General features: G+C 74.5%; 22 protein-coding genes. 11 read left to right on the top strand and 11 right to left on the bottom strand.

Going from position 1 to position 22,551, the window contains the following annotated elements; all coding sequences use genetic code 11:
* Position 1: 1 nt before the first annotated feature.
* The gene (locus ABVB68_RS01370; protein WP_353598942.1) at positions 2 to 409 is read left to right on the top strand and encodes a Zn-ribbon domain-containing OB-fold protein; all 408 of its coding nucleotides are present in this window, start codon (positions 2 to 4) and stop codon (positions 407 to 409) included.
* Complete coding sequence (locus tag ABVB68_RS01365) at positions 406 to 1,185, top strand: enoyl-CoA hydratase/isomerase family protein (protein ID WP_353598941.1); 780 nt, start codon at positions 406 to 408, stop codon at positions 1,183 to 1,185. The genes ABVB68_RS01370 and ABVB68_RS01365 overlap by 4 nt, the downstream gene beginning before the upstream one ends.
* A gap of 9 nt (positions 1,186 to 1,194) precedes the next feature.
* On the opposite strand, the gene ABVB68_RS01360 is transcribed toward ABVB68_RS01365, so the two are convergent.
* The 3 genes from ABVB68_RS01360 to kbpA all read right to left on the bottom strand — a co-directional run bounded on the left by ABVB68_RS01360 (position 1,195) and on the right by kbpA (position 5,218).
* Entirely contained in the window at positions 1,195 to 1,860 is a 666-nt protein-coding gene (locus ABVB68_RS01360) for a hypothetical protein (RefSeq protein WP_353598940.1), read from the bottom strand.
* Positions 1,861 to 1,983: 123 nt separating this feature from the next.
* Complete coding sequence (locus ABVB68_RS01355; RefSeq protein ID WP_353598939.1) at positions 1,984 to 4,314, bottom strand: outer membrane protein assembly factor BamB family protein; 2,331 nt, start codon at positions 4,312 to 4,314, stop codon at positions 1,984 to 1,986.
* A gap of 169 nt (positions 4,315 to 4,483) precedes the next feature.
* Positions 4,484 to 5,218 carry an AfsK-binding protein KbpA gene (gene kbpA / locus ABVB68_RS01350; protein ID WP_353598938.1) on the bottom strand — a complete coding sequence of 245 codons (735 nt, stop codon included), beginning with the start codon at positions 5,216 to 5,218 and terminating at the stop codon, positions 4,484 to 4,486.
* A 134-nt stretch (positions 5,219 to 5,352) separates the two neighbouring features.
* Between kbpA and ABVB68_RS01345 the strand changes: the two genes are divergently transcribed.
* Entirely contained in the window at positions 5,353 to 5,988 is a 636-nt protein-coding gene (locus ABVB68_RS01345; protein ID WP_353599143.1) for a TetR family transcriptional regulator, read from the top strand.
* Positions 5,989 to 6,063: 75 nt separating this feature from the next.
* Here ABVB68_RS01345 and ABVB68_RS01340 read toward each other — a convergent pair whose 3' ends face one another.
* Entirely contained in the window at positions 6,064 to 6,516 is a 453-nt protein-coding gene (locus tag ABVB68_RS01340) for an Lrp/AsnC family transcriptional regulator (protein WP_353598937.1), read from the bottom strand.
* Between the two features lie 82 nt (positions 6,517 to 6,598).
* Between ABVB68_RS01340 and ABVB68_RS01335 the strand changes: the two genes are divergently transcribed.
* Positions 6,599 to 7,216 carry a LysE family translocator gene (locus ABVB68_RS01335; RefSeq protein WP_353598936.1) on the top strand — a complete coding sequence of 206 codons (618 nt, stop codon included), beginning with the start codon at positions 6,599 to 6,601 and terminating at the stop codon, positions 7,214 to 7,216.
* Here ABVB68_RS01335 and ABVB68_RS01330 read toward each other — a convergent pair.
* Together ABVB68_RS01330 and ABVB68_RS01325 are read right to left on the bottom strand one after the other, a co-directional pair.
* Entirely contained in the window at positions 7,213 to 7,713 is a 501-nt protein-coding gene (locus ABVB68_RS01330; protein ID WP_353598935.1) for a nitroreductase family deazaflavin-dependent oxidoreductase, read from the bottom strand. The two genes, ABVB68_RS01335 and ABVB68_RS01330, sit on opposite strands and share 4 nt — an antisense overlap.
* Positions 7,713 to 8,897 (bottom strand): acyl-CoA dehydrogenase family protein, encoded by a 1,185-nt coding sequence (locus ABVB68_RS01325; protein ID WP_353598934.1) that lies wholly within the window; start codon positions 8,895 to 8,897, stop codon positions 7,713 to 7,715. The genes ABVB68_RS01330 and ABVB68_RS01325 overlap by 1 nt, the downstream gene beginning before the upstream one ends.
* A gap of 113 nt (positions 8,898 to 9,010) precedes the next feature.
* Between ABVB68_RS01325 and ABVB68_RS01320 the strand changes: the two genes are divergently transcribed.
* Both ABVB68_RS01320 and ABVB68_RS01315 read left to right on the top strand, forming a co-directional pair.
* Positions 9,011 to 10,183 carry a thiolase C-terminal domain-containing protein gene (locus tag ABVB68_RS01320; protein ID WP_353598933.1) on the top strand — a complete coding sequence of 391 codons (1,173 nt, stop codon included), beginning with the start codon at positions 9,011 to 9,013 and terminating at the stop codon, positions 10,181 to 10,183.
* 139 nt (positions 10,184 to 10,322) lie between these two features.
* Positions 10,323 to 10,991, top strand: coding sequence for a pyridoxine/pyridoxamine 5'-phosphate oxidase (locus tag ABVB68_RS01315; protein WP_353598932.1), 669 nt, complete (start codon positions 10,323 to 10,325; stop codon positions 10,989 to 10,991).
* Between the two features lie 162 nt (positions 10,992 to 11,153).
* Here ABVB68_RS01315 and ABVB68_RS01310 read toward each other — a convergent pair whose 3' ends face one another.
* Both ABVB68_RS01310 and ABVB68_RS01305 read right to left on the bottom strand, forming a co-directional pair.
* Positions 11,154 to 11,552: a Zn-ribbon domain-containing OB-fold protein gene (locus ABVB68_RS01310; protein ID WP_353598931.1), complete on the bottom strand. Its 399-nt coding sequence runs from the start codon at positions 11,550 to 11,552 to the stop codon at positions 11,154 to 11,156.
* Complete coding sequence (locus tag ABVB68_RS01305; RefSeq protein ID WP_353598930.1) at positions 11,552 to 12,001, bottom strand: DoxX family protein; 450 nt, start codon at positions 11,999 to 12,001, stop codon at positions 11,552 to 11,554. The genes ABVB68_RS01310 and ABVB68_RS01305 overlap by 1 nt, the downstream gene beginning before the upstream one ends.
* Positions 12,002 to 12,355: 354 nt before the next feature.
* On the opposite strand from ABVB68_RS01305, the gene ABVB68_RS01300 reads away from it, so the two are divergent.
* The 4 genes from ABVB68_RS01300 to ABVB68_RS01285 all read left to right on the top strand — a co-directional run bounded on the left by ABVB68_RS01300 (position 12,356) and on the right by ABVB68_RS01285 (position 17,784).
* Positions 12,356 to 13,534 (top strand): flavin-containing monooxygenase, encoded by a 1,179-nt coding sequence (locus tag ABVB68_RS01300; protein WP_353598929.1) that lies wholly within the window; start codon positions 12,356 to 12,358, stop codon positions 13,532 to 13,534.
* A gap of 107 nt (positions 13,535 to 13,641) precedes the next feature.
* Entirely contained in the window at positions 13,642 to 15,873 is a 2,232-nt protein-coding gene (locus ABVB68_RS01295; RefSeq protein ID WP_353598928.1) for an acetate--CoA ligase family protein, read from the top strand.
* Positions 15,874 to 16,082: 209 nt separating this feature from the next.
* Positions 16,083 to 16,847: an enoyl-CoA hydratase/isomerase family protein gene (locus ABVB68_RS01290; RefSeq protein ID WP_353598927.1), complete on the top strand. Its 765-nt coding sequence runs from the start codon at positions 16,083 to 16,085 to the stop codon at positions 16,845 to 16,847.
* Positions 16,848 to 17,187: 340 nt separating this feature from the next.
* The gene (locus tag ABVB68_RS01285; protein WP_353598926.1) at positions 17,188 to 17,784 is read left to right on the top strand and encodes a flavin reductase family protein; all 597 of its coding nucleotides are present in this window, start codon (positions 17,188 to 17,190) and stop codon (positions 17,782 to 17,784) included.
* A gap of 10 nt (positions 17,785 to 17,794) precedes the next feature.
* Here the strand turns inward: ABVB68_RS01285 and ABVB68_RS01280 are convergent, their stop codons facing one another.
* Positions 17,795 to 19,099, bottom strand: a complete 1,305-nt coding sequence (locus ABVB68_RS01280) for an MFS transporter (RefSeq protein WP_353598925.1) — start codon at positions 19,097 to 19,099, stop codon at positions 17,795 to 17,797.
* 71 nt (positions 19,100 to 19,170) lie between these two features.
* Between ABVB68_RS01280 and ABVB68_RS01275 the strand changes: the two genes are divergently transcribed.
* Positions 19,171 to 20,289, top strand: a complete 1,119-nt coding sequence (locus ABVB68_RS01275; protein ID WP_353598924.1) for a GlxA family transcriptional regulator — start codon at positions 19,171 to 19,173, stop codon at positions 20,287 to 20,289.
* Here the strand turns inward: ABVB68_RS01275 and ABVB68_RS01270 are convergent.
* Positions 20,211 to 21,260 (bottom strand): Zn-dependent alcohol dehydrogenase, encoded by a 1,050-nt coding sequence (locus ABVB68_RS01270; RefSeq protein WP_353598923.1) that lies wholly within the window; start codon positions 21,258 to 21,260, stop codon positions 20,211 to 20,213. The genes ABVB68_RS01275 and ABVB68_RS01270 overlap by 79 nt on opposite strands.
* On the bottom strand, positions 21,260 to 22,408 hold the full coding sequence (locus ABVB68_RS01265) for an acyl-CoA dehydrogenase family protein (RefSeq protein WP_353598922.1): 1,149 nt from the start codon (positions 22,406 to 22,408) through the stop codon (positions 21,260 to 21,262). The genes ABVB68_RS01270 and ABVB68_RS01265 overlap by 1 nt, the downstream gene beginning before the upstream one ends.
* Between the last annotated feature and the right edge of the window lie 143 nt (positions 22,409 to 22,551).

Here is a 22,551-nt window from a genome sequence, read left to right as displayed (position 1 = left end):
CATGCTGAGTCCCGTCACCGACGCCGACGGCGCACCCTTCTGGGAGTACGCGGCCCGTGGCGAACTGCGCGTCCAGACCTGCGCCGACTGCGGCGAGCCCCGCTTCCCGCCCCGGCCCTGCTGCCCGCACTGCCAGTCCTTCGCGAGCGGGTGGCGCCCGGTGTCGGGGCGCGGGCGGGTGTGGTCGTACGTCGTGCCGCATCCGCCGCTGCTGCCCGACTACGCGGCGCAGGCGCCGTACACGGTGGTGGTCGTGGAGCTGGCGGAGGCGCCGCGGATACGGCTGGTCGGGAACCTGGTCTCCGGTCCCGGGGCGCCGCTCGGCTCCGTGGACCGCGAGCGCGTCCGGATCGGCGCCCGGGTGCGGGTGGTCTTCTCCGACGGGCTGCCGCAGTGGATGCTCGCGTGAACACCGTGCGCCTGGAGGTCGAGAAGGACACCGGGGTCGCGATCGTCACGCTCGACCGGCCCGGGCGGCTCAACGCCGTCGACCTGGAGATGGCGGCCGAACTCGGCGCGGTCTGGCGCGGGTTGCGGTTCGATGACTCCGTGCGGGCCGTGGTGCTCACCGGGGCCGGGGAGCGGGCGTTCTGCACCGGCATCGACCGGGACGCCGCCGTCCCGCAGCCGTCGTCGCCGTACATGCAGGACGACCCGCTGCTCGGTGTCGGGCCGAAGGCGAACGGCCTGTGGAAGCCGGTGGTCGCGGCCGTGCGCGGGATGGCCTGCGGGGGTGCCTTCTATCTGCTGGGCGAGAGCGAGTTCGTGGTAGCGGACCCGACGGCCGTCTTCTTCGACCCGCACACGACGTACGGCATGGTCAGCGCCTACGAGTCCGTGCTCATGGCGGACCGGATGCCGTACGGGGAGGTGGCGCGGATGATGCTGATGGGTTCGGCCGAGCGGATCTCCGCCCGGCGGGCCCACGACATCGGGCTCGTCTCCGAAGTCACGGAGGAGGGAGGGGCGTTGGCAGCGGCCCTGCGCTGCGCCGCCGTCGTCGCCTCGTACCCGCCGGAGGCGGTGCAGGGGACCGTGCGGGCACTGTGGGCGGCGAAGGAGGCGGCGCGTGCGCAGGCGTTCGCGCAGGCGCCGCAGCTCATCGCGCTCGGGAATCTGCCGACGCAGCGACAGGCCGAGCTGTTCGCCGGCAGACGGTCCGCCGGGCGCTTCCGGCTGCGGTGAGCCGGGCGGTCAGCCCGCGTCGGCCTCCGGTTCCACCCGGCAGTGGTCGATCAGGTCCGCGTTCCCCGAGCCGGGCTTCACCCTGACCGTCGCCCTGCCCTTCGCCGGCACGGTGACATATGTGTAGCCGTAGTCGGTCTCGGCGTCGGAGTCGTCCCGGAAGGAGACGTCGACACTGAAGGCGCCCTTGCGGCCGTTCGGGTTCGTGACCTCGACCGTCGCGTACGGCTTCTTCTCGGTCGCACAGCTGATCAGTCTCGCCGTCCCGTCCCGCAGCGGCTCGGCACCGCCACCCGAAGGAGTGGCGGTGGCCCGGTGGGTGGGGCGCCGCCCGTAGTGGCTCCCGCCGGTCGTACCGGTGCCGCCGGTCGCCGCCGTGCTCCCGGTCGTGGCCGTGCTCCCGGTCGTGCCCGTGCCGCCGGTCGTGCCGGTGCTGCCGTAGTAGTCGTCGTCCGGGTCGTCGTAGGAGCCGCCGCCCGAGGTGGATCCCGACGTGGACCCCGAGGACGAGGTCGAGGTGTCGTGGTCCTGGTGGGAGCTGCCGCAGCCACCGCCCCCGCTCCCGCTCCCGTGGTGGCCGCCGTGCCGTCCCGTCGAGAAGCCCGTGAGGCTGAGGACCACGAAGGCCAGCACGGCCGTGTACCTGAGTGTGCGCGTCCGGGTGTGCATGAGCATGCCAGCACCTTACCCAGCCACGGTCCACCGTTCGGCGGACTCCGGCACCACGAGTGGCGTCGGCGCCGGGACGGCCGCCGTCCGCCCCTTCCGTGGAACCCGGTACGACGGCCGTCACGCGCCTCAGGCGGTGCGTGCCGTGCCCGTGCCCTTCTCCGCGTCCAGCGCGTACACGCACCGGTCCTTGCTGCACGCGTACACCACGCCGTCCTGGACCACCGGGGAGCCGGTGATCTCACCCCCGGTGGCCAGCTTCCAGCGCAGCCGGCCGTCGTCGGCCTTCAGGGTGTACAGCAGGTGGTCGGTGGAGCCGAAGTGGATACGGCCCTCCGCCACCACGGGGGTGCCCACGACGTCGCCGCCCGCCTGGAAGCGCCACTTGGGGGTGCCGGTGACCGCGTCCAGGGTGTACAGGCCCTTGCCGCTGCCCACGTGGACGTGGCCGCCGGCCACCAGGACCGGCTCGATCGAGGAGCGGGCCTCGGTGGCGATGCGCCAGCGGTCGCGGCCGTCGGTGGCGTCGAGGGCGTAGACCGTGCCGAGGTAGTCGGCGAGGTAGATGCCGCCGCCGGTGACCGCGGGGCCGGGAGCGAAGGCCGGCGGGCTCAGGAACACCGCCGGGGCCTCGAAGTGCCAGCGCACCCTGCCGCTCGCCGCCTCGACGGCGAGGACACGGCTGCCGGCGGAGACGTAGACGTGGCCGTCGGACGCCGGGGCCAGGCGGACCGGGACGCCACCGCAGGAGGCGGCGTCGCCGATGGGGTACGACCAGCGCTCCTCGCCGGTGCGGGCCTCCAGCGCGCGCAGCCGGGCGTCCTGCCAGACGTAGACCGTGCCGTCGTGGACGAGCGGGCCGGCCTCGGGGGACTCGAAGTCGGTCTGGCAGCCGGCGATCTCCCACAGCTTCTGCCCGCCCGCCGCCTCCCAGGCCTGGACGCCGCCGCCGCGGGTGCCGGTGACGACCGTGCCGCGGTCGGCGGTCAGGGAGTACACCCAGGCGTCCGTGGACAGCCGCCACAGGTCGCCGCCCTCGCGGGCGTCCAGGGCGAACAGGGTGGGCCCGTCGGAGGCGTGGATACGCCCGTCCGCGACCGCCATGGACCAGGCCACGTCCCGGGTCTTGAAGCGGCGGCGGCCCGTTGCCACGTCCAGGGCGTGCACCTCGAAGGAGGTGACGTAGACGAGGTCGCCGGCGACCGAGGGGGTGCCCCAGACGTCGTTGGACATACGGAACCGCCAGGGACGCCAGCCGCTCGCGGCGTCCGGGGCGACGGCCGGGACGGGCGGTACGGCGGGGTCGGCGCCGTTCGTCCCGGGCCGGGGACGGGACCAGCTGGCGACCAGGCCGGCCTCCGGCGGGGGCGCCTTGACGGCGGCGGCACGGGCGTCGGCCACCCGGGGGCCGGGGCCGATCGGCACGTGGGCGCCGGTCAGCTGGACGGGGCCGCCGGCCGGGTCGGAGGCCGGGACCGGGGGGTCGTACGGCGGCGGCGGGGGCACGGCCGCGCGGCCACCGCTGCGCGGCCCGGGCGCGGTGGGGGCGGGCTTGACCGCGGGGCGGCCGCCGCGGCGGGTCTCGATGAGGCCGACGGCCTTCTCGGGCAGCCAGGCCGAGGCGGTGCCGCTGTCGTCGGAGCCGGAACCGAAGAGGTGCGGGGCGAGTTGGGCCTGGAGGTCGGCGGGGGTGGGCCGGGCGGAGGCCTCCATCTGCATGCACAGCTCGATGAGCGGGCGCAGCTCGTCGGGCAGACCGGTGAGGTCCGGGCCCTCGCGCAGCAGCATGAACACGGTCTCGACCGGGTTGGCGCCGTGGAAGGGCGGGTGACCGGTGGCCGCGAAGACCAGCATGGAGCCGAGGGAGAAGACGTCGCTGGCGCCGGTGACGCTGCGGGAGTCCTTGGCCTGCTCGGGCGACATGTAGGCGGGGGTGCCGACGGCGACGTTCGTCATCGTCAGACGGGTGTTCGAGACACCGGAGGCGATGCCGAAGTCGATCACCCGGGGGCCGTCCTCGACCACGAGCACGTTGGACGGCTTGAGGTCGCGGTGGACCAGCCCGGCGCCGTGGATGGACTGCAGGGCCTCCGCGACCCCGGCGGCGAGCCAGCGCACGGCCTGGGCCGGCATCGGGCCGCACTCGTTCACTATCTCCTCGAGCGAGGGCGCGGGGACATAGGCGGTGGCGAGCCAGGGCACGGCGGCACGCGGGTCGGCGTCCACCACGGCGGCCGTGTAGAACCCGGAGACCGCGCGGGCCGCCTCCACCTCGCGGGTGAAACGCACCCGGAAGAGCTGATCCTCGGCCAGCTCGGTGCGCACCGTCTTGATCGCCACGCGTCGGCCGGACGCCGAGCGCGCGAGATAGACCAGCCCCATGCCGCCGGCACCCAGCCGGCCCAGCACCTCGAACGGCCCGATCCGCCGCGGATCGTGCTGCGTCAGCTGATCCACCACTTGCCTGCCACCTCCCCGTACGAGCCGCGCCACCCACATATGTACGCGACCGAAGTGCAGCGTCTCACCACCGCACCGCCGCGGCGGCACGCACCCCGATTCTTCCTGGCCGGGCCGCCGGTTGCGAACCCGGTGACAAAGCGGGGTGTCTCATGCCAAAGCAGACGTATCAGCGCTGCAGCAGTGCGAACGACGCCCCTTGATTGTCGGTGACGACGGAGACAAGTCCGTACGACGTGTCGAAGGGCGGCGCCTGCACCCGCCCGCCGAGCCCCCGCACCGTTTCCAGGGCGTCGGCCAGGTCCGTGACCCGGAAGTGGGTGAGGAAGTGCGGGGGCATCTCGGCCGGGAAGACGTCGGTGACGTGTGCGCGGCCGAAGTCGGCCGCGGGGCCGGCGCCGAAGAGGGCCTCGTGGAAGAGGTCGCCGTAGAAGGCGTTCGCGGCGGCGGTGTCCCGGGTGTACAGCTCGGCCCAGACGAAGGTGCCGGGCTCGCGCCGCCGCCCGAAGCCCGCGTGGCTGCCGGCCTGCCACAGCCCGAACACCGCACCCCCGGGGTCGACGGCGAGGGCGGCGGTGCCGAGGTCGCCGAGCGGGAACGGGGGCAGCACGAGCTGCCCGCCGGCCGCGGTGATCCGCCGGCCCAGCGCCCGGGCGTCGGGGGTGGCGAAGGACACCGTCCAGACGGTGGGCATCCGGCCGTCCGTCTTGGGCGCGAGGGAGGCGACCGGCTCGTCACCCAGCCGGGCCCACACCGAGGAGCCGTACGCCTCCTCGAAGGACCACCCGAAAAGCTCACCGTAGAACCGCTTGCCCGCCTCGACGTCGGCGAGCTGGGCGTCCACCCAGCAGGGGACGCCCTCCGGGTACGTCTCTTCGTGCAGGGATGCCCTGTTTTCGGCCATGTCGTCAAAGTAACCGGGCCGCGCGCACCCCGCAGACCAGGCACACCGCCCCCAGAGCCCCCGCGCACCCCATTTGCAGTCGGCCGAATCGCGCTCCGATCACCCCTCGGTAAGCTGACGGCATGACAGGACAAGTGCGTACCGTCGACGGCCGCGTGGCCGGTCGGCGTGGGCAGGCGACCCGGCAGAAGCTGCTCGACTGCCTCAGCGAGATGCTCAGCACCTCCCCGTACCGGGACGTCAAGGTCATCGATGTCGCCCGCAAGGCGGGCACTTCGCCCGCGACCTTCTACCAGTACTTCCCGGACGTCGAGGGCGCCGTCCTGGAGCTCGCCGAACAAGTGGCGGCCGAGGGCGCCGGTTTGACCGAGCTGCTCGAGGGGCGGTCCTGGACCGGCAAGGCGGGCTGGCAGACCGCTCAGGAACTCGTGGACGGCTTCCTGGAGTTCTGGCGCAGGAACGACGCCATCCTGCGCGTGGTCGACCTCGGCGCGGCCGAAGGGGACAAACGGTTCTACAAGCTCCGTATGAAGATCCTGAACCCGGTCAACAACTCCCTCGCGGACGCCATCACGGAACTTCAGGCCAAGGGCAGGGTCGACAAGGAGGTGAACCCGGCGGCGATCGCCGGTTCGCTGGTCGCGATGCTCGCGGCGGTGGCGGCCCACCAGAAGGGCTTCTCCTCCTGGGGCGTGAAGCAGGCCGAACTGAAGCCCAATCTGGCGCTGTTGGTGCACCTGGGGGTCACCGGCAAGAAGCCCAGCAGATAGCGCCCGCTCCTTTTCCAGGTCCAAGTCCTGTCTGGCAGGCGGTGGTTCACCGGATGTGAACCACCGCCTGCGCTGCTATGCGGGCAGTGGCCGGTCCCGCACGACATGCTTCATCACCAGCGTCGACGTCAGCCGCTGCACCCCCGGCAGGGTGGCCAGGCGCTCGTCGTACAGCCGCTGGAAGGCGGCGAGGTCGGCGGTGGCGATCCGCAGCAGGTAGTCGGGCTCGCCGAACAGCCGCTGGGCGTCCAGCACGTGATCCAGTTCGCCGACCGCCCGCTCGAACTCGGCGACCGTGTCCCGGTCCTCCTGCCGCATGGACACGAAGACCAGCGCCTCGAAGGTCAGCCCCAGCGCCGCCGCGTCCACCACCGCGCGGTACCCCTGGATGGCGCCGGAGCGCTCCAGCTCGCGCAGCCGCCGGTGGCAGGGCGAGACACTCAGCCGCACCCGCGCGGCCAGCTCGGTCACGGTCAGCCGCCCGTCCTGCTGGAGCTCGGCAAGGATTTTGCGGTCCACGTCGTCCATGAAGAAGATACTTGCTCAGATTCCGCGATCATGGGCAAACTTCGGGAACACTTTCGGGCCACGCGCGCCTAATGTCCCCATCATGGACTCCGGACTGCTTCTCTCCTTCCTCGCCGTGGACCTGCTGCTGGTGTGCGTACCGGGCGCCGACTGGGCCTACGTCGTCGCGACCGCCCTGCGGGGCGGCTCCGCGGCGCGCGCGGTGGCGGGCCTGGTCTCGGGGTACGCCCTGCACACGGTCCTGGCGACGGCGGGCCTGGCGGTTCTGGTGGCGGGCTCGCCCCGGCTGCTGACGGCCCTGACGGTGGCGGGCGCGGGGTACCTGCTGTGGCTGGGCTGGTCGGTGCTGCGCCGCCCGGCCGTCCCGGGGGCCGCGGACGCGGACCCGCCCGCCGGGCGGCCCTTCCTGCGCGGGGCGGCGATCAGCGGCCTGAACCCCAAGGGCCTGCTGCTCTACCTCTCCGTACTCCCCCAGTTCCTCACCCTGCGCGGCGCCCATCTGCCCGTGGCCGCCCAGACGGCGGTCCTCGGACTCCTCCACATGGCGTGCTGCGCGGCCGTCTACCTCACCGTCGGCGTCCTCGCCCGCGCGCTGCTCTCGGCCCGTCCGGCGGCGGCCCGGGCGGTGACCCGCACCTCGGGCGCGGCGATGCTCGGCATCGGCGCCTTCCTGCTGGTGGAGCGGCTGGCGACGCTCTAGCCCCGCACGCCTTCGGGGGGCGTCGCGGTGATCCGGAACAGCCGGATCTCGCGCGTGACCCGTGACTGGTAGGTGGCGTACGGCGGCCAGAAGCCCACCAGCGCCCGCCAGGCGGCGGCCCGGTCCTCCCCGGTGAGCAGGTGCGCGGTGGCGGGGATGTCGCGACCCTTCCAGCTGATCGAGGCGCCGGGGTGGGCGAGCAGGTTGTGGGTCCAGGCGGGGTGGCCGGTCCGCCCGAAGTTGGAGCCGACGAGGAGCCAGCTCGCGCCGTCGCGCTCGGGCATGCAGGCCAGCGGGGTACGGCGGGGCAGCCCGCTGCGGGCGCCGGTGGAGGTGAGGATCACCCCCGGCAGCAACCGCGCGCTGAGCAGCACCCGGCCCCGGGTGAGCCGGTGCACACCGCGGTCGAGGGCCGGGACGACATGCGGGGCCACCTTCGCGAACGCCCGGGTGGACGACATCCTCTGCACGAGCCGGACACCGGCGGCGAGGGCCATCAGACCGCCACCTCCCCGTGGCCGAAGAGCCCGGCCGTGTCGGCGGCCCGGTCCCGCAGCCGGTGCACCGGACCGAACAGCAGCTCGTCCCCGGCGGCCCGCTTGAAGTACAGGTGGGCGTCGTGCTCCCAGGTGAAGCCGATCCCGCCGTGCAGCTGGACGCCCTCGGCGGCGGCGAGGCGCAGCGCCTCCAGCGCCTGAGCGAGGGCGAGGCCGCCCGCCCCGTCCCCGCGAGCGCTCGCCCAGGCGGCGTAGTAGGCGGCCGACCGGGCCGCCTGGACCGCCACGTACACGTCCGCCAGCCGGTGCTTCACCGCCTGGAAGGAGCCGACGGGCCGCCCGAACTGCACCCGCTGCCCGACGTACTCCACGGTCCGCTCCAGCACCCGGCCGGCCGCCCCCACGGCCTCGGCGGCGAGCACGGCGGCGGCGCGGTCCCCCAGCGCGGCGAGTGCGGGCAGCACGTCCGTGTCGTCCTCGCCGAGCAACTCGGCCCGCACCTCACGCAGTTGCAGCCGCGCCTGCGGGCGGGTGGCGTCGAGTGCGGTCTGCCGGGCCCGGACCAGTCCCCCGGCGTCCCCCGCCACCAGGAACAGGCGGGTGCGGGACCGGGCGTACCCGCCGGTGTGCGCGGCGACCAGCAGCAGCCCGGCGCTGTGTCCGTCCAGCACCTGGTCGGCCTGCCCGTACAGGGTCCAGCCGGCGTCGGACCGCCGGGCCTGTACGCCGCCCGCCCGCCCGCCGCCGGCGCGGTATCCGGTGTTCGCGCCGGTCAGCGCGAGGGCGGTGGTGAGGGCCGGCCCGGGGACCGCGAGGGCGGCGGTGAGGCCGCCGGAGGCCAGCCGGGGCAGCAGCTCGGCGCGCTGGGCTTCGGTGCCCAGCGCGAGGATCAGCGGGGCGGTGAGGACGCAGGTGGCGAGCAGCGGTGAGGGCGCGAGGGCGCGCCCCGTCTCCTCGCAGGCGAGGACCAGCTCCGTCACCGAGCAACCGACTCCGCCGTACCGCTCGGGGAGGGCGAGCCCGGGCAGGCCGAGCCGGCCGGCGAGGGCGGACCACAGCAGGGGGTCGTACCCGGCCGGACTGTCCACGGCGGCCCGCAGCTCCTGGGAGCCGCAGCGTTCGCGCAGCAGGTCGCGCAGGGTTCGGCGGATCTCGTTCTGCTCGGCGGTGAGGCGCGCGTCCATGGCTGATCCCTCCGGACCTCGTCTGACGGGCCGTCATGTTAGGGCGCCGGTGCGGCGATGCCCAGAGAACCGGCCCTGCCGCTCCGCCCGGAACCTGATGTACCGTCAGATTCATGACCTCAGGGAGCAGGAAGGTCGCCGTGGTGGGCGTGGCCCTCTCCGACTGCGGCCGGGTGGACGACGCGACCCCGTACGCCCTGCACGCCCAGGCGGCCCGCCGGGCCCTCGCGGACGCCGGCCTGGACCGCGCCCGGGTGGACGGCTTCGCCTCGGCCGGCCTCGGCACGCTGGCCCCGGTGGAGGTCGCCGAGTATCTCGGCCTGCGCCCCACCTGGGTGGACTCCACCTCCGTCGGCGGCTCCACCTGGGAGGTGATGGCGGCGCACGCGGCCGACGCGATAGCCGCGGGACACGCGAACGCGGTCCTCCTCGTGTACGGCTCGACGGCACGGGCGGACATCAGGGCGGGCCGCAGGACGGGCGACCTCTCCTTCGGCGCCCGGGGCCCCCTGCAGTTCGAGGTCCCCTACGGGCACACGCTGATCGCCAGGTACGCGATGGCGGCCCGCCGCCACATGGTCCAGTACGGCACCACGGTCGAGCAGCTGGCGGAGGTGGCGGTGCAGGCCAGGGCGAACGCGGCCCTGAACCCCGGCGCCATGTTCCGCACCCCGATCACGACCGGCGACGTCCTGGCCGGCCCGGTGATCGCCGACCCCTTCACCAAGTTGCACTGCTGCCTGCGCTCGGACGGCGGGGCGGCGGTCCTGCTGGCGGCCGAGGAGTACGTACGGGACTGCCGCACGGCCCCCGTCTGGATCCTCGGCACCGGCGAGCACGTCTCCCACGCCACGATGTCCGAGTGGCCGGACTTCACGGTCTCCCCGGCGGCGGTGAGCGGCCGCCTCGCCTTCCAACGAGCCGGTGTCCGCCCCGCCGAGATCGACTTCGCCGAGATCTACGACGCCTTCACCTACATGACCCTGGTGACCCTGGAGGACCTGGGCTTCTGCGCCAAGGGCGAGGGCGGGGCGTTCGTGGGGAAGGGCCGCCTGCTGGTCCGGGGCGGAGACCTGCCGGTGAACACGGACGGCGGCGGCCTGTCCGCCCAGCATCCCGGCATGCGCGGCCTCTTCCTCCTGGTGGAGGCGGTACGGCAGCTGCGCGGCGAGGCCGGCGAGCGTCAGGTGCGGGCGCGCGACGGCGAACTGCCGCGGCTGTCGGTGGCGTCGGGGACCGGCGGCTGGTTCTGCTCGTCGGGCACGGTGGTGCTGGGACGGGGGTGAGGCCGGGCACGTCCCCGGCCGTCCGCCGCTGCGGACGCGGCCCACACGCACCGCCGTTCGGCGCGGTCCGGGACGGGCCGGGCACGCTCGCCGGAGGCCGGACCGGGTCGTCGCCGGGGTGTGCGGCGATACTCGCCCCATGGCACAAGAAGACCTCCAGGAACTGCTCCGGACGTTGCGGGTCTGGGCCCCCGAGACGACCCGGCTGCCCGCCTTCGACCCGGAGACGGCCCCACCCACGCCGTTGACCCTGTTCACGAGCTGGTTCGCGGAGGCGGTGGCGGCAGGGCAGCCGGAGCCGCACACGATGTCGCTGGCGACGGTGGACGAGGAGGGGCGGCCGGACGTCCGGATCGTGATGCTGCACGGCGTCGACGCGGACGGCTGGTCCTTCGCCACGCACGCCACGAGCCGCAAGGGCCGCGCCCTGAGCGCACACCCGTACGCCGCCCTGGCCTTCTACTGGCCGGCGCTGGGCCGCCAGGTCCGGCTGCGGGGGCCGGTCACGTCCGCACCCTCGCAGGAGAGCCAGGCCGATCTGCACGCGCGCTCCACGGGCGCGCTGGCGGCCGCGCTGACCGGCCGGCAGAGCGAGGAGCTGTCCTCGGTGGCGCGGTTGCGGCAGGAGTCCGAGGCGGCCTGGCTCAGGGCCCGGGAGAACCCGGCCGAGCCCTCCCCCACCTGGACCCTGTACCGCCTGCACCCGAACACCGTGGAGTTCTTCCAGGGGGATGCGCACCGGCGCCACGTGCGTCTGGAGTACCGGCGCACGGAGTTCGGCTGGAGCAGGGGGCTGCTGTGGCCGTGAGGGCGCCGGTCACGTTCGGGCGCCGGGATCCGTCAGGGCGGTGAGGGCGGCACCGAGACCCCGAGGGGACGGCGATGGGAACGCGTTCGGTCACGGCGGAGATCCCCCCGGGCCCCTTCGCCCCCATCGCGCTCGCCGCCGAGCCGGTGCCCGGCCGGTCGTTCACCGACCCGTGGAGGTGAACACCGGGACGCCGTCCCGGAACGTCACCTCCAGCGGCATTCCCGCCCGCACGGCGTCCTCCGGGCAGCCCACCAGCTCCGTCATCATCCGCGGGCCCTCGGCCAGGTCGACCACCGCGGCCAGGTAGGGGGTCCGGGCGGTGAACGGGGGGAGGTCGTTGCGGTGGACGGCGGACCAGGTGTACAGGGCCGCGCGACCGCTCGCCTCCTCCCACCCCACGTCCTCGCTCCAGCAGTGCGGGCAGAACTCCCGGGGGTAGTGGTGGGCCCGGCCGCACGCCCCGCAGCGGCGGATCAGCAGCCGGCCCCGTGCGGCCGCCTCCCAGTAGGGGCGGGTGAAGGCGTCCGGTTCCGGGACGTCGTGGCGCGCCGCCTCCATCAGAACCACCCCAGCCACGCGTCCACCGACCAGGTCTGCCACGCCATCCCGAAGAAGCCGACCAGCGAGATCAGCGCCATCATCGAATTCTGGCCCTGCTCCGCCCAGTCGTGGATCATGAGGACGAAGTAGACGGCGTTCAGCAGCAGGCCGCCGATCAGGGCGACCGGGGTCAGGAAGCCGGCGATCAGGCCGAGACCGAGGGCCAGTTCGGCGTAGGCCACGACGTACGCCATGAGTCTCGGGCGAGGTGCGACCACCGCGCCGAAGCCCGCGCGGACCGGGGCCCAGCGGTGCTTCGCCGCCACCCCCGCCGCCCACTCGATCCCGCTCCCGCGCTCGAACCAGGCCTTCCTGTCCTTGTGCCGCCAGCTCTCCAGCCACCACAGGCCGAGGCCCGTGCGCAGCACCGCCAGCCACTGAGCGCCGTCCAGCCCTATCGCGTCCATGCATCTGACGGTACGTCAGATACGGCGGCTTGCCGAGCCTTCCGTCAGGGGTTCGCCTCGTACGCGGTTCACGTCGCCCGCGGTTCACCTCGCCCGCGCCGTACGGCCGGCCGACGGCTCCCGGCGCCGGGCAGCCGCCTCCGCGACCGGGGTCACGGCGGAGGCGCCGACACGACCGGCACCGGGGCAGTGGCCGCGACTGGCACCGGCACCGGCACCGGCACCCCGGGAACTCCCCACCTGTGTGGGCCATGTCACTCGTCGCGACCACTTCTCCGCACACGTGATCAATCCGCAACCAATTCCGGTCTTGACCGAGACCCATCAAGCAGGTGTGTGATTACGCTCCCGCTCATGGCAGCCTCCCGTACCGCCTCCGCGCGCCTCTCCCCCACCCCCGCCGACCGCCCGGTCTACGTCATCGGCGCAGGTCCGGGCGGCCTGGCCGCCGCCTACGCGCTGCGAGCGCGGGGCATACGGGCCGTGGTGCTGGAGAAGGCCGACCACGTGGGCGCCTCCTGGCGCGGGCACTACGACCGGCTGCGCCTGCACACCACCCGGCGGCTGTCCGCGCTGCCCGGCCTCGCCATGCCCCGCAGGTTCGGGCGCTGGGTGGCCCGGGACGACGTGGTGCGGTACCTGGAGAAGTACGCCGAGCACCACGAGCTGGAGATCGTCACCGGCGTGGAGGTCCACCGCGTCGAGCGGACGGAGGACGGCACGGGCTGGCTGCTGCACGCCTCCGGCGGACGCGAGCTGACCGGCAGCGCGGTGGTCGTCGCCACCGGTTTCAACCACACCCCGCGCATCCCCGACTGGCCCGGCCGGGCGGGGTACGGCGGCGAGTTCCGGCACGCCGGCGAGTACCGCAACGCGCAGCCGTACGCCGGGCGTGACGTGCTCGTCGTCGGCGTCGGCAACACGGGCGCGGAGATCGCGGTGGACCTGGTGGAAGGCGGGGCCGCGCGGGTGCGGCTGGCGGTGCGCACGGCCCCGCACATCCTGCGCCGCTCGACCCTCGGCTGGGCCGCCCAGTACACGGGCGTGCTGGTGCGGCGGCTGCCGGTGCGGCTGGTGGACCGGCTCGCCCGTCCGGTGACCCGGATCAGCGTCCCGGACCTGACGGCCCAGGGCCTGCCGCGCCCGGACACCGGCCTGTACAGCAGGGTGAAGCAGGGCTCGATCCCGGTCCAGGACATGGGCCTGATCGACGCCGTGCGCACGGGTGCGGTCGAGATCGTGGCCGCGGTCGAGGCCTTCGAGGACGACAAGGTGGTCCTCGCCGACGGCAGCCGCGTGTCACCGGACGCGGTGATCGCGGCCACCGGGTACGTCCGGGCGCTGGAGGGGCTGGTCGGGCATCTCGGGGTGCTGGACGAGCGCGGCAGACCGGTGACGCACGGCGGCCGTACGCCGGAGCAGGCACCGGGCCTGTACTTCACCGGTTTCACCAATCCCATCAGCGGGATGTTCCGGGAGATGGCGCTCGACGCCACCCGGATCGCCCGGGCCGTGGGAAAAAGGCTCCGCTAGCCCGTACGTCAACTTTGCGGTTCCGCGCCATTCCTGACCTGACGTCAGTTCAGTAATCTGACAGAGCGTCAGTTTTGTTGGGCTGTCTCACAGGAGCGGGCGGACCGATGCTTGGATCAACCCACGGCACCCTCACCACCGACTCCCGCCGGGCCCGGGCCATCGCCTGCGGCGAGCAGCGGCCCGGTCCGGCCGTCCACGGCCGGACCGACGGCGAGACGGACGGCCTGGACGTCAGCGGGCGCCCGTTGTACGCGGACGTACCGGACCTCTCGCGCTTCTTCCGGCCGGAGTCCGTCGCCGTGATCGGCGCCTCGGACGCCGAGGGGCGGCCCAACACGGGGATCACCCGGCAGCTGCTGGCGTGGGCCGAGCGGGTCGGCGCCCGGGTGCACCCGGTGCATCCGACCCGGCCGTCGGTGTTCGGTCTCCCGTGCGTCACCTCCGTCGCCGACCTGCCCGAACAGGTGGACCTGGCCGTGCTGCTGGTCGCCGACCCGCTGCCGGTGATCGGGGAACTGGGCGAGGCGAAGGTGAAGTTCGCCGTCGCCTTCGCGTCCGGTTTCGCGGAGACCGGTGCGGAGGGCGCCGAGGCACAGCGGCGGCTCGCGGACGCCGTACGCCGCTCGGGGCTCCGGCTGCTCGGCCCCAACACCAACCTCAACGCCTTCGAACGCTTCCGGGAGGACCTGACCGGACCGGCCATCGCGCTGATCACCCAGTCCGGGCACCAGGGCCGGCCCGTCTTCGCCCTGCAGGAGCTGGGCGTCCGGCTCTCGCACTGGGCCCCCACCGGCAACGAGGCCGATCTGGAGAGCGCCGACTTCATCTCCTACTTCGCCGAGCAGCCCGGGACCGGTGCCATCGCCTGCTACCTGGAGGGGCTCAAGGACGGCCGCGCCTTCCTGCTGGCCGCCGACCGCGCCGCCCGCCGCGGGGTGCCCGTGGTCGCCGTCAAGGTGGGCCGGACCGAGGCCGGGGCCCGTACGGCGGCCTCGCACACCGGCAAGCTCACCGGCGCCGACGACGTGGTGGACGCGGCCATGCGGCAGTACGGCGTGATCCGCGTCGACGGCCTGGACGAGCTCCAGGACACCGCCGCCCTGCTGGCCCGCGCCCGGCCCCCGCGCGCGGACGGGGTCGCCGTCTGCTCCATCTCCGGCGGCACCGGCGCCCATGTCGCCGACCTCGCCACGGCGGCCGGGCTGCGCCTCCCGCGCCTGTCCGAGGCCAAGCAGGCGGAACTGCACCAGTGGATACCGCGGTACCTGGACGTGGCCAACCCGGTGGACACCGGCGGCCACCCGGTCGGCGACCCGCGCGGCCGGAAGATCATCGACGCCCTCCTCGCCGACCCGGCGATCGGGGTGCTGATCTGCCCGGTCACCGGGCCCTTCCCGCCGCTCAGCGACAAGCTGGTGGCCGACCTGGTCGAGGCGGCCGAGGAGACGGACAAACTGGTGTGCGTGGTGTGGGGTTCGCCGGTCGGCACCGAGCCCGCGTACCGGGAGGTCCTGCTGGGCTCCTCCCGGGTGGCCACGTTCCGGACGGTCGGCAACTGCCTGACCGCCGTGCGCGCCTGGCTGGACCACCACCGCTTCGTGAGCGGGTACCGCTCCCCCTTCGACGAGGCCCCGCGCACCCCGTCGCCCTCGTTCCGCAAGGCCGAGGCCCTGCTGCGGCCCGGCCGGCAGCTCAGCGAGCACGCGGCCAAGCAGCTGCTGCGCGCGTACGGCATCCGGGTACCGCGCGAGCAGCTGGTGACCAGCGCGGCGGCGGCCGCGCGGGCGGCCGGGCAGGTCGGCTACCCGGTGGTGATGAAGGCCTCCGGCGGCCAGATCGCCCACAAGACCGAACTCGGCCTGGTGAAGATCGGGTTGACCTCGGCCAGCCAGGTCCGGGACGCCTACCGCGAGCTGACCGACATCGCCCGCTACGAGGGCGTCCAGCTGGACGGCGTCCTGGTGTGCCAGATGGTCGAGCGGGGCGTGGAGATGGTCGTCGGGGTCACGCACGACGAGCTGTTCGGGCCGACCGTGACCGTGGGGCTCGGCGGGGTGCTGGTGGAGGTGCTGCGCGACAGCGCGGTCGGGGTCCCCCCGTTCGGCGAGGACCAGGCCCGGGACATGCTCGACGGCCTGCGCGGCCGGGCCCTGCTGGACGGGGTCCGGGGCCGCCCGCCGGCCGATCTCGACGCGCTGGTGGAAGTGGTGCTGCGGGTCCAGCGCATGGCGCTCGAACTCGGCGACCACATCGCCGAGCTGGACGTCAATCCGCTGATGGTGCTGGAGCGGGGACAGGGCACGGTGGCACTCGACGCGCTGGTGGTGTGCCGATGACCGGCACGGGAGGCACCCCGGCGACAGGACCACAGGACGCGAGGGCGACCGGCACGGGAGGCACCCCGGCGACGGGACCGCAGGACGCGAGGGCGACCGGCACGGGAGGCACCCCGGCGACGGGACCACAGGACGCGGGGGCGACCGGCACGGGAGGCACCCCGGCAACGGGGCCGCGGGGCGCTGCGGTGGGCGGGGTCGGGCAGGAGGTGCGGGAGCACGTCTCGTACGTCACCCTCGACCGCCCGGACGCGCTGAACGCGCTCACGCCCGCCATGCGGGACCGGCTCGTCGAGCTGCTGGGGCAGGCGTCCGCGGACCCGGCCGTACGCGCGGTCGTCCTGACCGGCACCGGGCGCGGCTTCTGCGCCGGAGCCGATCTGCGCGGAACCACCGGAGGCGGCGAGCGGATCACGGGCGACGTGGCCCGAGTCCTCCGCCTCGGCGCCCAGCGGCTGATCGCGGCCGTGCTGGACTGCGAGAAGCCGGTGCTCGCCGCCGTGAACGGCACCGCGGCGGGCCTCGGCGCGCAGCTCGCCCTCGCCTGCGATCTGGTCCTGGCCGCCGAGTCGGCCCGGTTCATCGAGGTGTTCGTGCGGCGTGGACTCGTACCGGACGGCGGCGCGGCCTATCTGCTGCCCCGGCTGGCCGGCCCGCGGCGGGCGAAGGAGCTGATGTTCTTCGGGGACGCGGTCCCGGCCGCGGAGGCCGAACGGATGGGCCTGGTCAACCGGGTGGTGCCGGACGCCGAGCTGGCGAAGACGGCACACGAGTGGGCCGCGCGCCTGGCCGCCGGTCCGACGAGGGCCCTGGCACTGACCAAGCACCTCGTGAACGGCGCACTGGACACCGACCGCCCGGCCGCCTTCGCGGCGGAGGCGTGGGCGCAGGAGATCAACATGACGACCGAGGACGCCCGGGAGGGCCTCCGGGCCTTCGCGGAACGCCGCGGCCCGGAGTTCCGGGGGCGGTGACGGGGCGGGGCGATGAGGGGGGCGTGCCAGGGGCGGGGCGGTGCGGGCCCGGGTTCCGGTGACGGTGACGGTGACGGGGTGAGGACGGTGCGTGTCGGTCACCGGCGCGGCCGGGCATCCGCGGGCCGCCGCCCGTCCCCGGGTGCGCCGTCCGTCTCCGGGCCGCCGCCCGTCCCCGGGTGCGCCGTCCGTCTCCGGGCCACCGCCCGTCCCCGGGGCGCCGAACCGCCGGGTTGCCATCCGGGTGGGCACCGTCGCGTGCGGCGTCGGCACGGCGCACCCTACGGGTCCTTCCCCGGGGTTCTCATCTGACGCCGCGTCAGCTTCAATGGGAGGCGTGATGGGACACGCAGGGGCGGCCGCGGCCGCCGTCCGGTATCTGGGGCCGAGGCCCGTGGAGGCGTTGCCGCGCCCGGAGCTGCGGTGCGTACGGGAGGACGAGCGGGCGCCCGTGGACCAGGCGGAGTTCCGGCGGGTGCTGGGGTCCTTCCCGACCGGCGTCACCGTGATCACCGCCGGGCCGGCCGGCGCCCCGGGGTCCCCCGCCGGCTTCGCCTGCCAGTCCTTCTCCTCGCTCTCCCTGGACCCGCCCCTGGTCTGCTTCATGGTCGGCCGCACCTCGGCCACCTGGCCCCGCATCGCCCGCGCCGGCGCCTTCTGCGTCAACGTCCTCGCCGCCGGGCAGGGCGACCTGTGCCGCGCCTTCGCCGTCAGCGGCGCCGACAAGTTCGCCGGGGTGGCGTACGACCCGGCTCCCGTCTCCGGCGCCCCGCGCCTGACCGGTGCCGCCGCCTGGATCGACTGCACCGTCCACGCCGTGCACACCGGGGGCGACCACCTGATCGTGGTGGGCCGGGTGGACGCCCTCGGCGCGGCGGGGACGGGCGAGCCCCTGCTCTTCCACCGGGGGCGGTTCGCCCGGCTCGGCGGCGACTGAGCGGGGCCGTTCAGGCCGTGGCCGGCAGCGTCGCCGCCGGGGCGCGCCGGATCACCAGGGACATCAGCGCCGCCGCCGCGCACAGCGTGCCGGAGGCGTACCACACCGGGTCGTAGGAGCCGAAGACGTCGCGGGTGAGACCGCCGAGGTAGGCGACGAGCGCCGCGCCGACCTGGTGGGAGGCCAGCACCCAGCCGAAGACGATGGCGCTGTCCTCGCCGAACTGCTCGCGGCACAGGGCCAGGGTCGGCGGCACGGTGGCCACCCAGTCCAGGCCGTAGAAGACGATGAAGAAGAGCATCGGCGGGTGGACGGCCGGCCCCAGCAGCATCGGCAGGAACACCAGCGAGATGCCGCGCAGGGCGTAGTAGACGGCCAGCAGGCGGCGCGGTTCGAAGCGGTCGGTGAACCAGCCCGAGGCGATCGTGCCGACCACGTCGAACACGCCGATGACCGCGAGCAGCGAGGCCGCCGTCGTGACCGGCATGCCGTGATCGTGCTCGGCGGGCACGAAGTGGGTCTGGACCAGTCCGTTGGTGGAGGCACCGCAGATCGCGAAGGTGCCGGCGAGCAGCCAGAAGGTGCCGGTGCGGGCGGCCGAGGCGAGAACCGACAGGGTGCGCCGGGCGGCGCCGGTGACCGGCGCCGGCTTGGGCACGAACTCCGTGGCGCCGTAGGGGCTTTGGCCGACGTCGGCCGGGTGGTCGCGCAGCAGGAGCCAGACGAAGGGGACCACGGCGAGGGCGGTCAGGGCGACCGTGACGGCGGCGGGGCGCCAGCCGTGGTGCTCGACGAGCCAGGACAGCAGCGGCAGGAAGATCAGCTGGCCGGAGGCGGAGGCGGCGGTGAGGATGCCGCTGACCAGGCCGCGCCGCTCGGTGAACCAGCGGTTGGTGACGGTCGCCGCGAAGGCCAGCGCCATCGCGCCGGTGCCGAGGCCGACCAGCAGGCCCCAGCACAGCCACAGTTGCCAGGCCGCCGTCATCCACACGGTCAGGCCGGAGCCGACGGCTATCACGGTCAGCGCGATGGCGACGACCCGGCGGATGCCGAAGCGGTCCATCAGCGCGGCCGCGAAAGGGGCGGTGAGGCCGTACAGCGCGAGGTTGACGGAGACGGCCCCGCCGATCGTGGCGCGCGACCAGCCGAACTCCCGGTGCAGCGGATCGATGAGCAGGCCGGGCTGGGAACGGAAGGCGGCCGCGCCGGTGATCGTGACGAAGGCGACGGCGGCGACGAACCAGGCGCGGTGCACACGGGGGCGCCGGGCGGGCGGGTCCTGGACGGGGGCGGCGGCGGGGCTTGTCTGAGTCACGTCCTAGAGCGTCCTTTTTCCTTTCCCGTGCATCGAGTGGCCCGCAGGACAGCATTCGCTAGGATCGGGCCATGACCGCCTCCGAGGGACACCGTCCGCACCGGGTCGTCGTCCTCGCCCTCGACGGGCTGCTGCCCTTCGAGCTGGGCATCCCGCACCGCATCTTCGGCCGCCCGAAGGACGCCGCGGGCCGGCCCCTGTACGAGGTCGTGACCTGCTCCGTCCGGCCGCCCGGCGTGGTGAGGACGGACGCCGACTTCGACGTGCACGTGCCCTGCGGCCCGGAGGCGCTGGCGACGGCCGACACCGTGATCGTCCCGGCGTCGTACGAACTCGGCCCGGTCTTCGAGGAGGGCCGCCTGACCCCCGAACTGGCCGCCGCCCTGGCCCGCATCCGCCCCGGCACCCGGCTCGTCTCCATCTGCACCGGGGTGTACGTCCTCGCCGCCGCAGGCCGCCTCGACGGCCGCCGGGCGACCACGCACTGGGCGGACGCCGAACGCTTCCAGCGGCTGTTCCCGAGGATCAGGGTGGACGCGGACGTGCTGTTCGTCGACGACGGGGACGTGCTGACCTCGGCCGGGGTGGCCGCCGGGATCGACCTGTGCCTGCACCTGGTGCGCCGCGACTTCGGCACGGCGGTCGCCAACGACGTCGCCCGGCACACGGTCGTACCGCCCCATCGCGACGGTGGCCAGGCCCAGTACATCGACCGCCCGGTCCCCGACCCCCAGCTGGCCACCACGACCGCCGCCCGCGCCTGGGCGCTGGCCCGCCTGCACGAGCCGATCCAGCTGCGGGACATGGCCGCGCAGGAGGCCATGTCGGTGCGCACCTTCACCCGCCGGTTCCGTGAGGAGGTCGGCGTCAGCCCCGGCCAGTGGCTCACCCGGCAGCGCGTGGAACGCGCCCGGCACCTGCTGGAGTCCACCGGTCTGTCCATGGACCGGGTGGCCCGGGACGCGGGCTTCGGCACGGCCCAGTCGATGCGGCAGCACCTCCAGCAGGCGATCGGGGTGACGCCGACGGCGTACCGGCGCACGTTCCGGGCCGAGGCGGGCGGCGCCGGGGACGGGCACACCGAGGTCACGGCGGCGGCGGGCGTCCCGGGTCAGAAGGTGAGCACCGCCCGTGCCACGCGGCCCGCCTCCGCGTCCGCGCGGGCCTTGTCGAAGTCCTCCACCGGGTAGGTGGCGGTCACGAGTTCGTCGAGCAGCAGGCGGCCGTCCCGGTACAGCTCGGCGTACAGGGCGATGTCCCGCTGGGGGCGTGCGGAGCCGTAGCGGCAGCCGAGGACGGACTTGTCCAGGTAGAGCGAGGAGACGCGGAAGGACGCCTCGGCCGTGGCCGGGGGGACGCCGAGCAGGACCGCCTGGCCGCGGCGGTCCAGGAGGTCGATGGCGGCCCGGATCAGCTCCACCCGGCCGACGCACTCGAAGGCGTGGTCGGCGCCCGTGGGCAGCAGGTCCCGCACGCCGTCCACGGACGAAAGGAAGTCGGTGGCGCCGAACCGCCGGGCCACCGCCTCCTTGGCCGGGTCGGCGTCCACGGCCACGATCCGCAGCGCACCCGCGAGCCGCGCGCCCTGCAGGACGTTCAGCCCGATGCCGCCCGTGCCGATGACGACGACGCTGTCCCCGCGGTCCACCCGGGCCCGGTTCAGCACCGCCCCCACTCCGGTGAGCACCCCGCAGCCGATCAGCGCGGCGGACGCCGGCGGGATGTCCCGGGGTATCCGCACCGCCTGCACGGCCGTGACGAGCGTGCGTTCGGCGAAGGCGGAGTTGGCGGCGAACTGGTACACCGGCTCCCCGCCCCGGGTGAACGGCCGGCCCGGGCGCCCGATCGCCCGCCGGCACATCGTCGGGCGGCCGCGGTCGCAGTCCGCGCAGGTGCCGCAGTTGGCGAGGGTGGACAGCGCCACGTGGTCGCCGGGCGCGACATGCCGGACACCGGCGCCGACCGCCTCCACCACACCGGCGCCCTCGTGGCCCAGCACCACCGGCACCGGGAAGGGGATGGTGCCGTCCACCACGGACAGGTCGCTGTGGCACAGGCCGGCCGCCGCGACCGCCACCAGCACCTCACCGGGTCCCGGCTCCCGTACCGCCAGGTCGTCCACCACCCGTACCCGCGCGCCGTCGAACACCACACCACGCATCACACGGCCCCCTTGGGCTCTGTGGGCAGACCGAGCACGCGCTCGGCGATGATCGTGCGCTGGACCTGGTCCGAGCCGCCGTAGACGGTGTCGGCCCGGGAGAAGAGGAACAGGTGCTGGGCCGGGTCGAGGGTGTAGGGCGCGGCGGGCGACCAGTCCGCCGGCCCGGCCGCGGCCGCCGTGCCCCGTGCCTGGACGGCCAGTTCGCCCAGCCGCTGGTGCCAGCCGGCCCACAGCAGCTTGGCCACGCTGGGCGCGCCCGGGTCGGCCGGGCCGCCGAGGGTGCGCAGGGCGTTCCAGCGCATGGTCCGCAGCTCGGCCCACTGCCGGACGAGCCGCGCCCGCAGGACCGGGTCCGCCACGGCCCCGCTCTCCGTGGCCGCCCGCACCACGTTGCCCAACTCCGCGGCGAATCCGATCTGCTGGGCCAGCGTGGACACCCCGCGCTCGAAGCCGAGCAGGCTCATCGCCACCTGCCAGCCCCGGCCCTCGCCGCCGACCACGTGCGCCGCGCCGGCCCACGCCCCGTCGAAGAAGACCTCGTTGAAGTCACTGGTGCCGGTCAGCTGTCGGATGGGCCGGACCTCGATGCGGCCGGGCTGGTCCATCGGCACGAGCAGGAAGCTCAGGCCGTGGTGGCGGCGGGAGTCCGGCTCGGTGCGGGCGAGCACGAAGCACCAGTCGGCCTCGTGGGCCAGGGAGGTCCAGATCTTCTGGCCGGTGATCCGGTAGCGGGTCCGCTCCCGTACCGCCGCCGTGCGCACACCGGCCAGGTCGGAGCCCGCGCCCGGTTCGCTGTAGCCCTGGCACCACAGTTCCTCGCCGGCCGCGATCGGGGGCAGGAAGCGGGCCTTCTGCTCGTCGGTGCCGTGGGCGAGGAGGGTGGGGGCGAGGAGGTTCTCGCCGATGTGCCCGGAGCGCGGGGGCGCGGCCGAGCGGGCGTACTCCTCGGCCCAGACCACCTGCCGGGTGAGGCCGGCGGTGCGGTTGCCGTAGCCCGGCTCGGGCCAGCCGAGGCCGATCCAGCCGGCCTTGCCGAGGGTGCGCTCCCAGGCGCGCCGGTCCGTCCCCGACCCGGCGTGCGCGGCGAGCCAGCCGCGGGCCTCGGCGCGGAAGTCCTCGTCGTCCTGGCTGAAGCCGAAATCCATGTCGACCACCTTCTGATCGGGTACCCGGAGCCGGTGCGGCGCCTGGAAGGGGCAGGGGGACCGCGCGACCGGCCGCCCGGACCCGCGGCCGCCCGGCACCCACGGCCACGGACCGTCGCGGCGACCGCCCGGGACCCACGGCC

The sequence above is a fragment of the Streptomyces sp. NPDC096012 genome (assembly GCF_040426375.1).
In the GTDB taxonomy this organism is placed as follows: domain Bacteria; phylum Actinomycetota; class Actinomycetes; order Streptomycetales; family Streptomycetaceae; genus Streptomyces.
Note: the sequence above shows the minus strand (reverse complement) of the source record. Positions and strands in the feature narration are given on the sequence as shown.

Coding starts and splice junctions, on each gene's coding strand:
- ABVB68_RS01370 (WP_353598942.1), top strand. CDS start 2: ATGCTGAGTCCCGTCACCGACGCCGACGGCGCACCCTTCTGGGAGTAC.
- ABVB68_RS01360 (WP_353598940.1), bottom strand. CDS start 1,860: ATGCTCATGCACACCCGGACGCGCACACTCAGGTACACGGCCGTGCTG.
- kbpA (WP_353598938.1), bottom strand. CDS start 5,218: ATGGCCGAAAACAGGGCATCCCTGCACGAAGAGACGTACCCGGAGGGC.
- ABVB68_RS01340 (WP_353598937.1), bottom strand. CDS start 6,516: ATGGACGACGTGGACCGCAAAATCCTTGCCGAGCTCCAGCAGGACGGG.
- ABVB68_RS01335 (WP_353598936.1), top strand. CDS start 6,599: ATGGACTCCGGACTGCTTCTCTCCTTCCTCGCCGTGGACCTGCTGCTG.
- ABVB68_RS01330 (WP_353598935.1), bottom strand. CDS start 7,713: ATGGCCCTCGCCGCCGGTGTCCGGCTCGTGCAGAGGATGTCGTCCACC.
- ABVB68_RS01325 (WP_353598934.1), bottom strand. CDS start 8,897: ATGGACGCGCGCCTCACCGCCGAGCAGAACGAGATCCGCCGAACCCTG.
- ABVB68_RS01320 (WP_353598933.1), top strand. CDS start 9,011: ATGACCTCAGGGAGCAGGAAGGTCGCCGTGGTGGGCGTGGCCCTCTCC.
- ABVB68_RS01315 (WP_353598932.1), top strand. CDS start 10,323: ATGGCACAAGAAGACCTCCAGGAACTGCTCCGGACGTTGCGGGTCTGG.
- ABVB68_RS01310 (WP_353598931.1), bottom strand. CDS start 11,552: ATGGAGGCGGCGCGCCACGACGTCCCGGAACCGGACGCCTTCACCCGC.
- ABVB68_RS01305 (WP_353598930.1), bottom strand. CDS start 12,001: ATGGACGCGATAGGGCTGGACGGCGCTCAGTGGCTGGCGGTGCTGCGC.
- ABVB68_RS01300 (WP_353598929.1), top strand. CDS start 12,356: ATGGCAGCCTCCCGTACCGCCTCCGCGCGCCTCTCCCCCACCCCCGCC.
- ABVB68_RS01295 (WP_353598928.1), top strand. CDS start 13,642: ATGCTTGGATCAACCCACGGCACCCTCACCACCGACTCCCGCCGGGCC.
- ABVB68_RS01285 (WP_353598926.1), top strand. CDS start 17,188: ATGGGACACGCAGGGGCGGCCGCGGCCGCCGTCCGGTATCTGGGGCCG.
- ABVB68_RS01275 (WP_353598924.1), top strand. CDS start 19,171: ATGACCGCCTCCGAGGGACACCGTCCGCACCGGGTCGTCGTCCTCGCC.
- ABVB68_RS01270 (WP_353598923.1), bottom strand. CDS start 21,260: ATGCGTGGTGTGGTGTTCGACGGCGCGCGGGTACGGGTGGTGGACGAC.
- ABVB68_RS01265 (WP_353598922.1), bottom strand. CDS start 22,408: ATGGATTTCGGCTTCAGCCAGGACGACGAGGACTTCCGCGCCGAGGCC.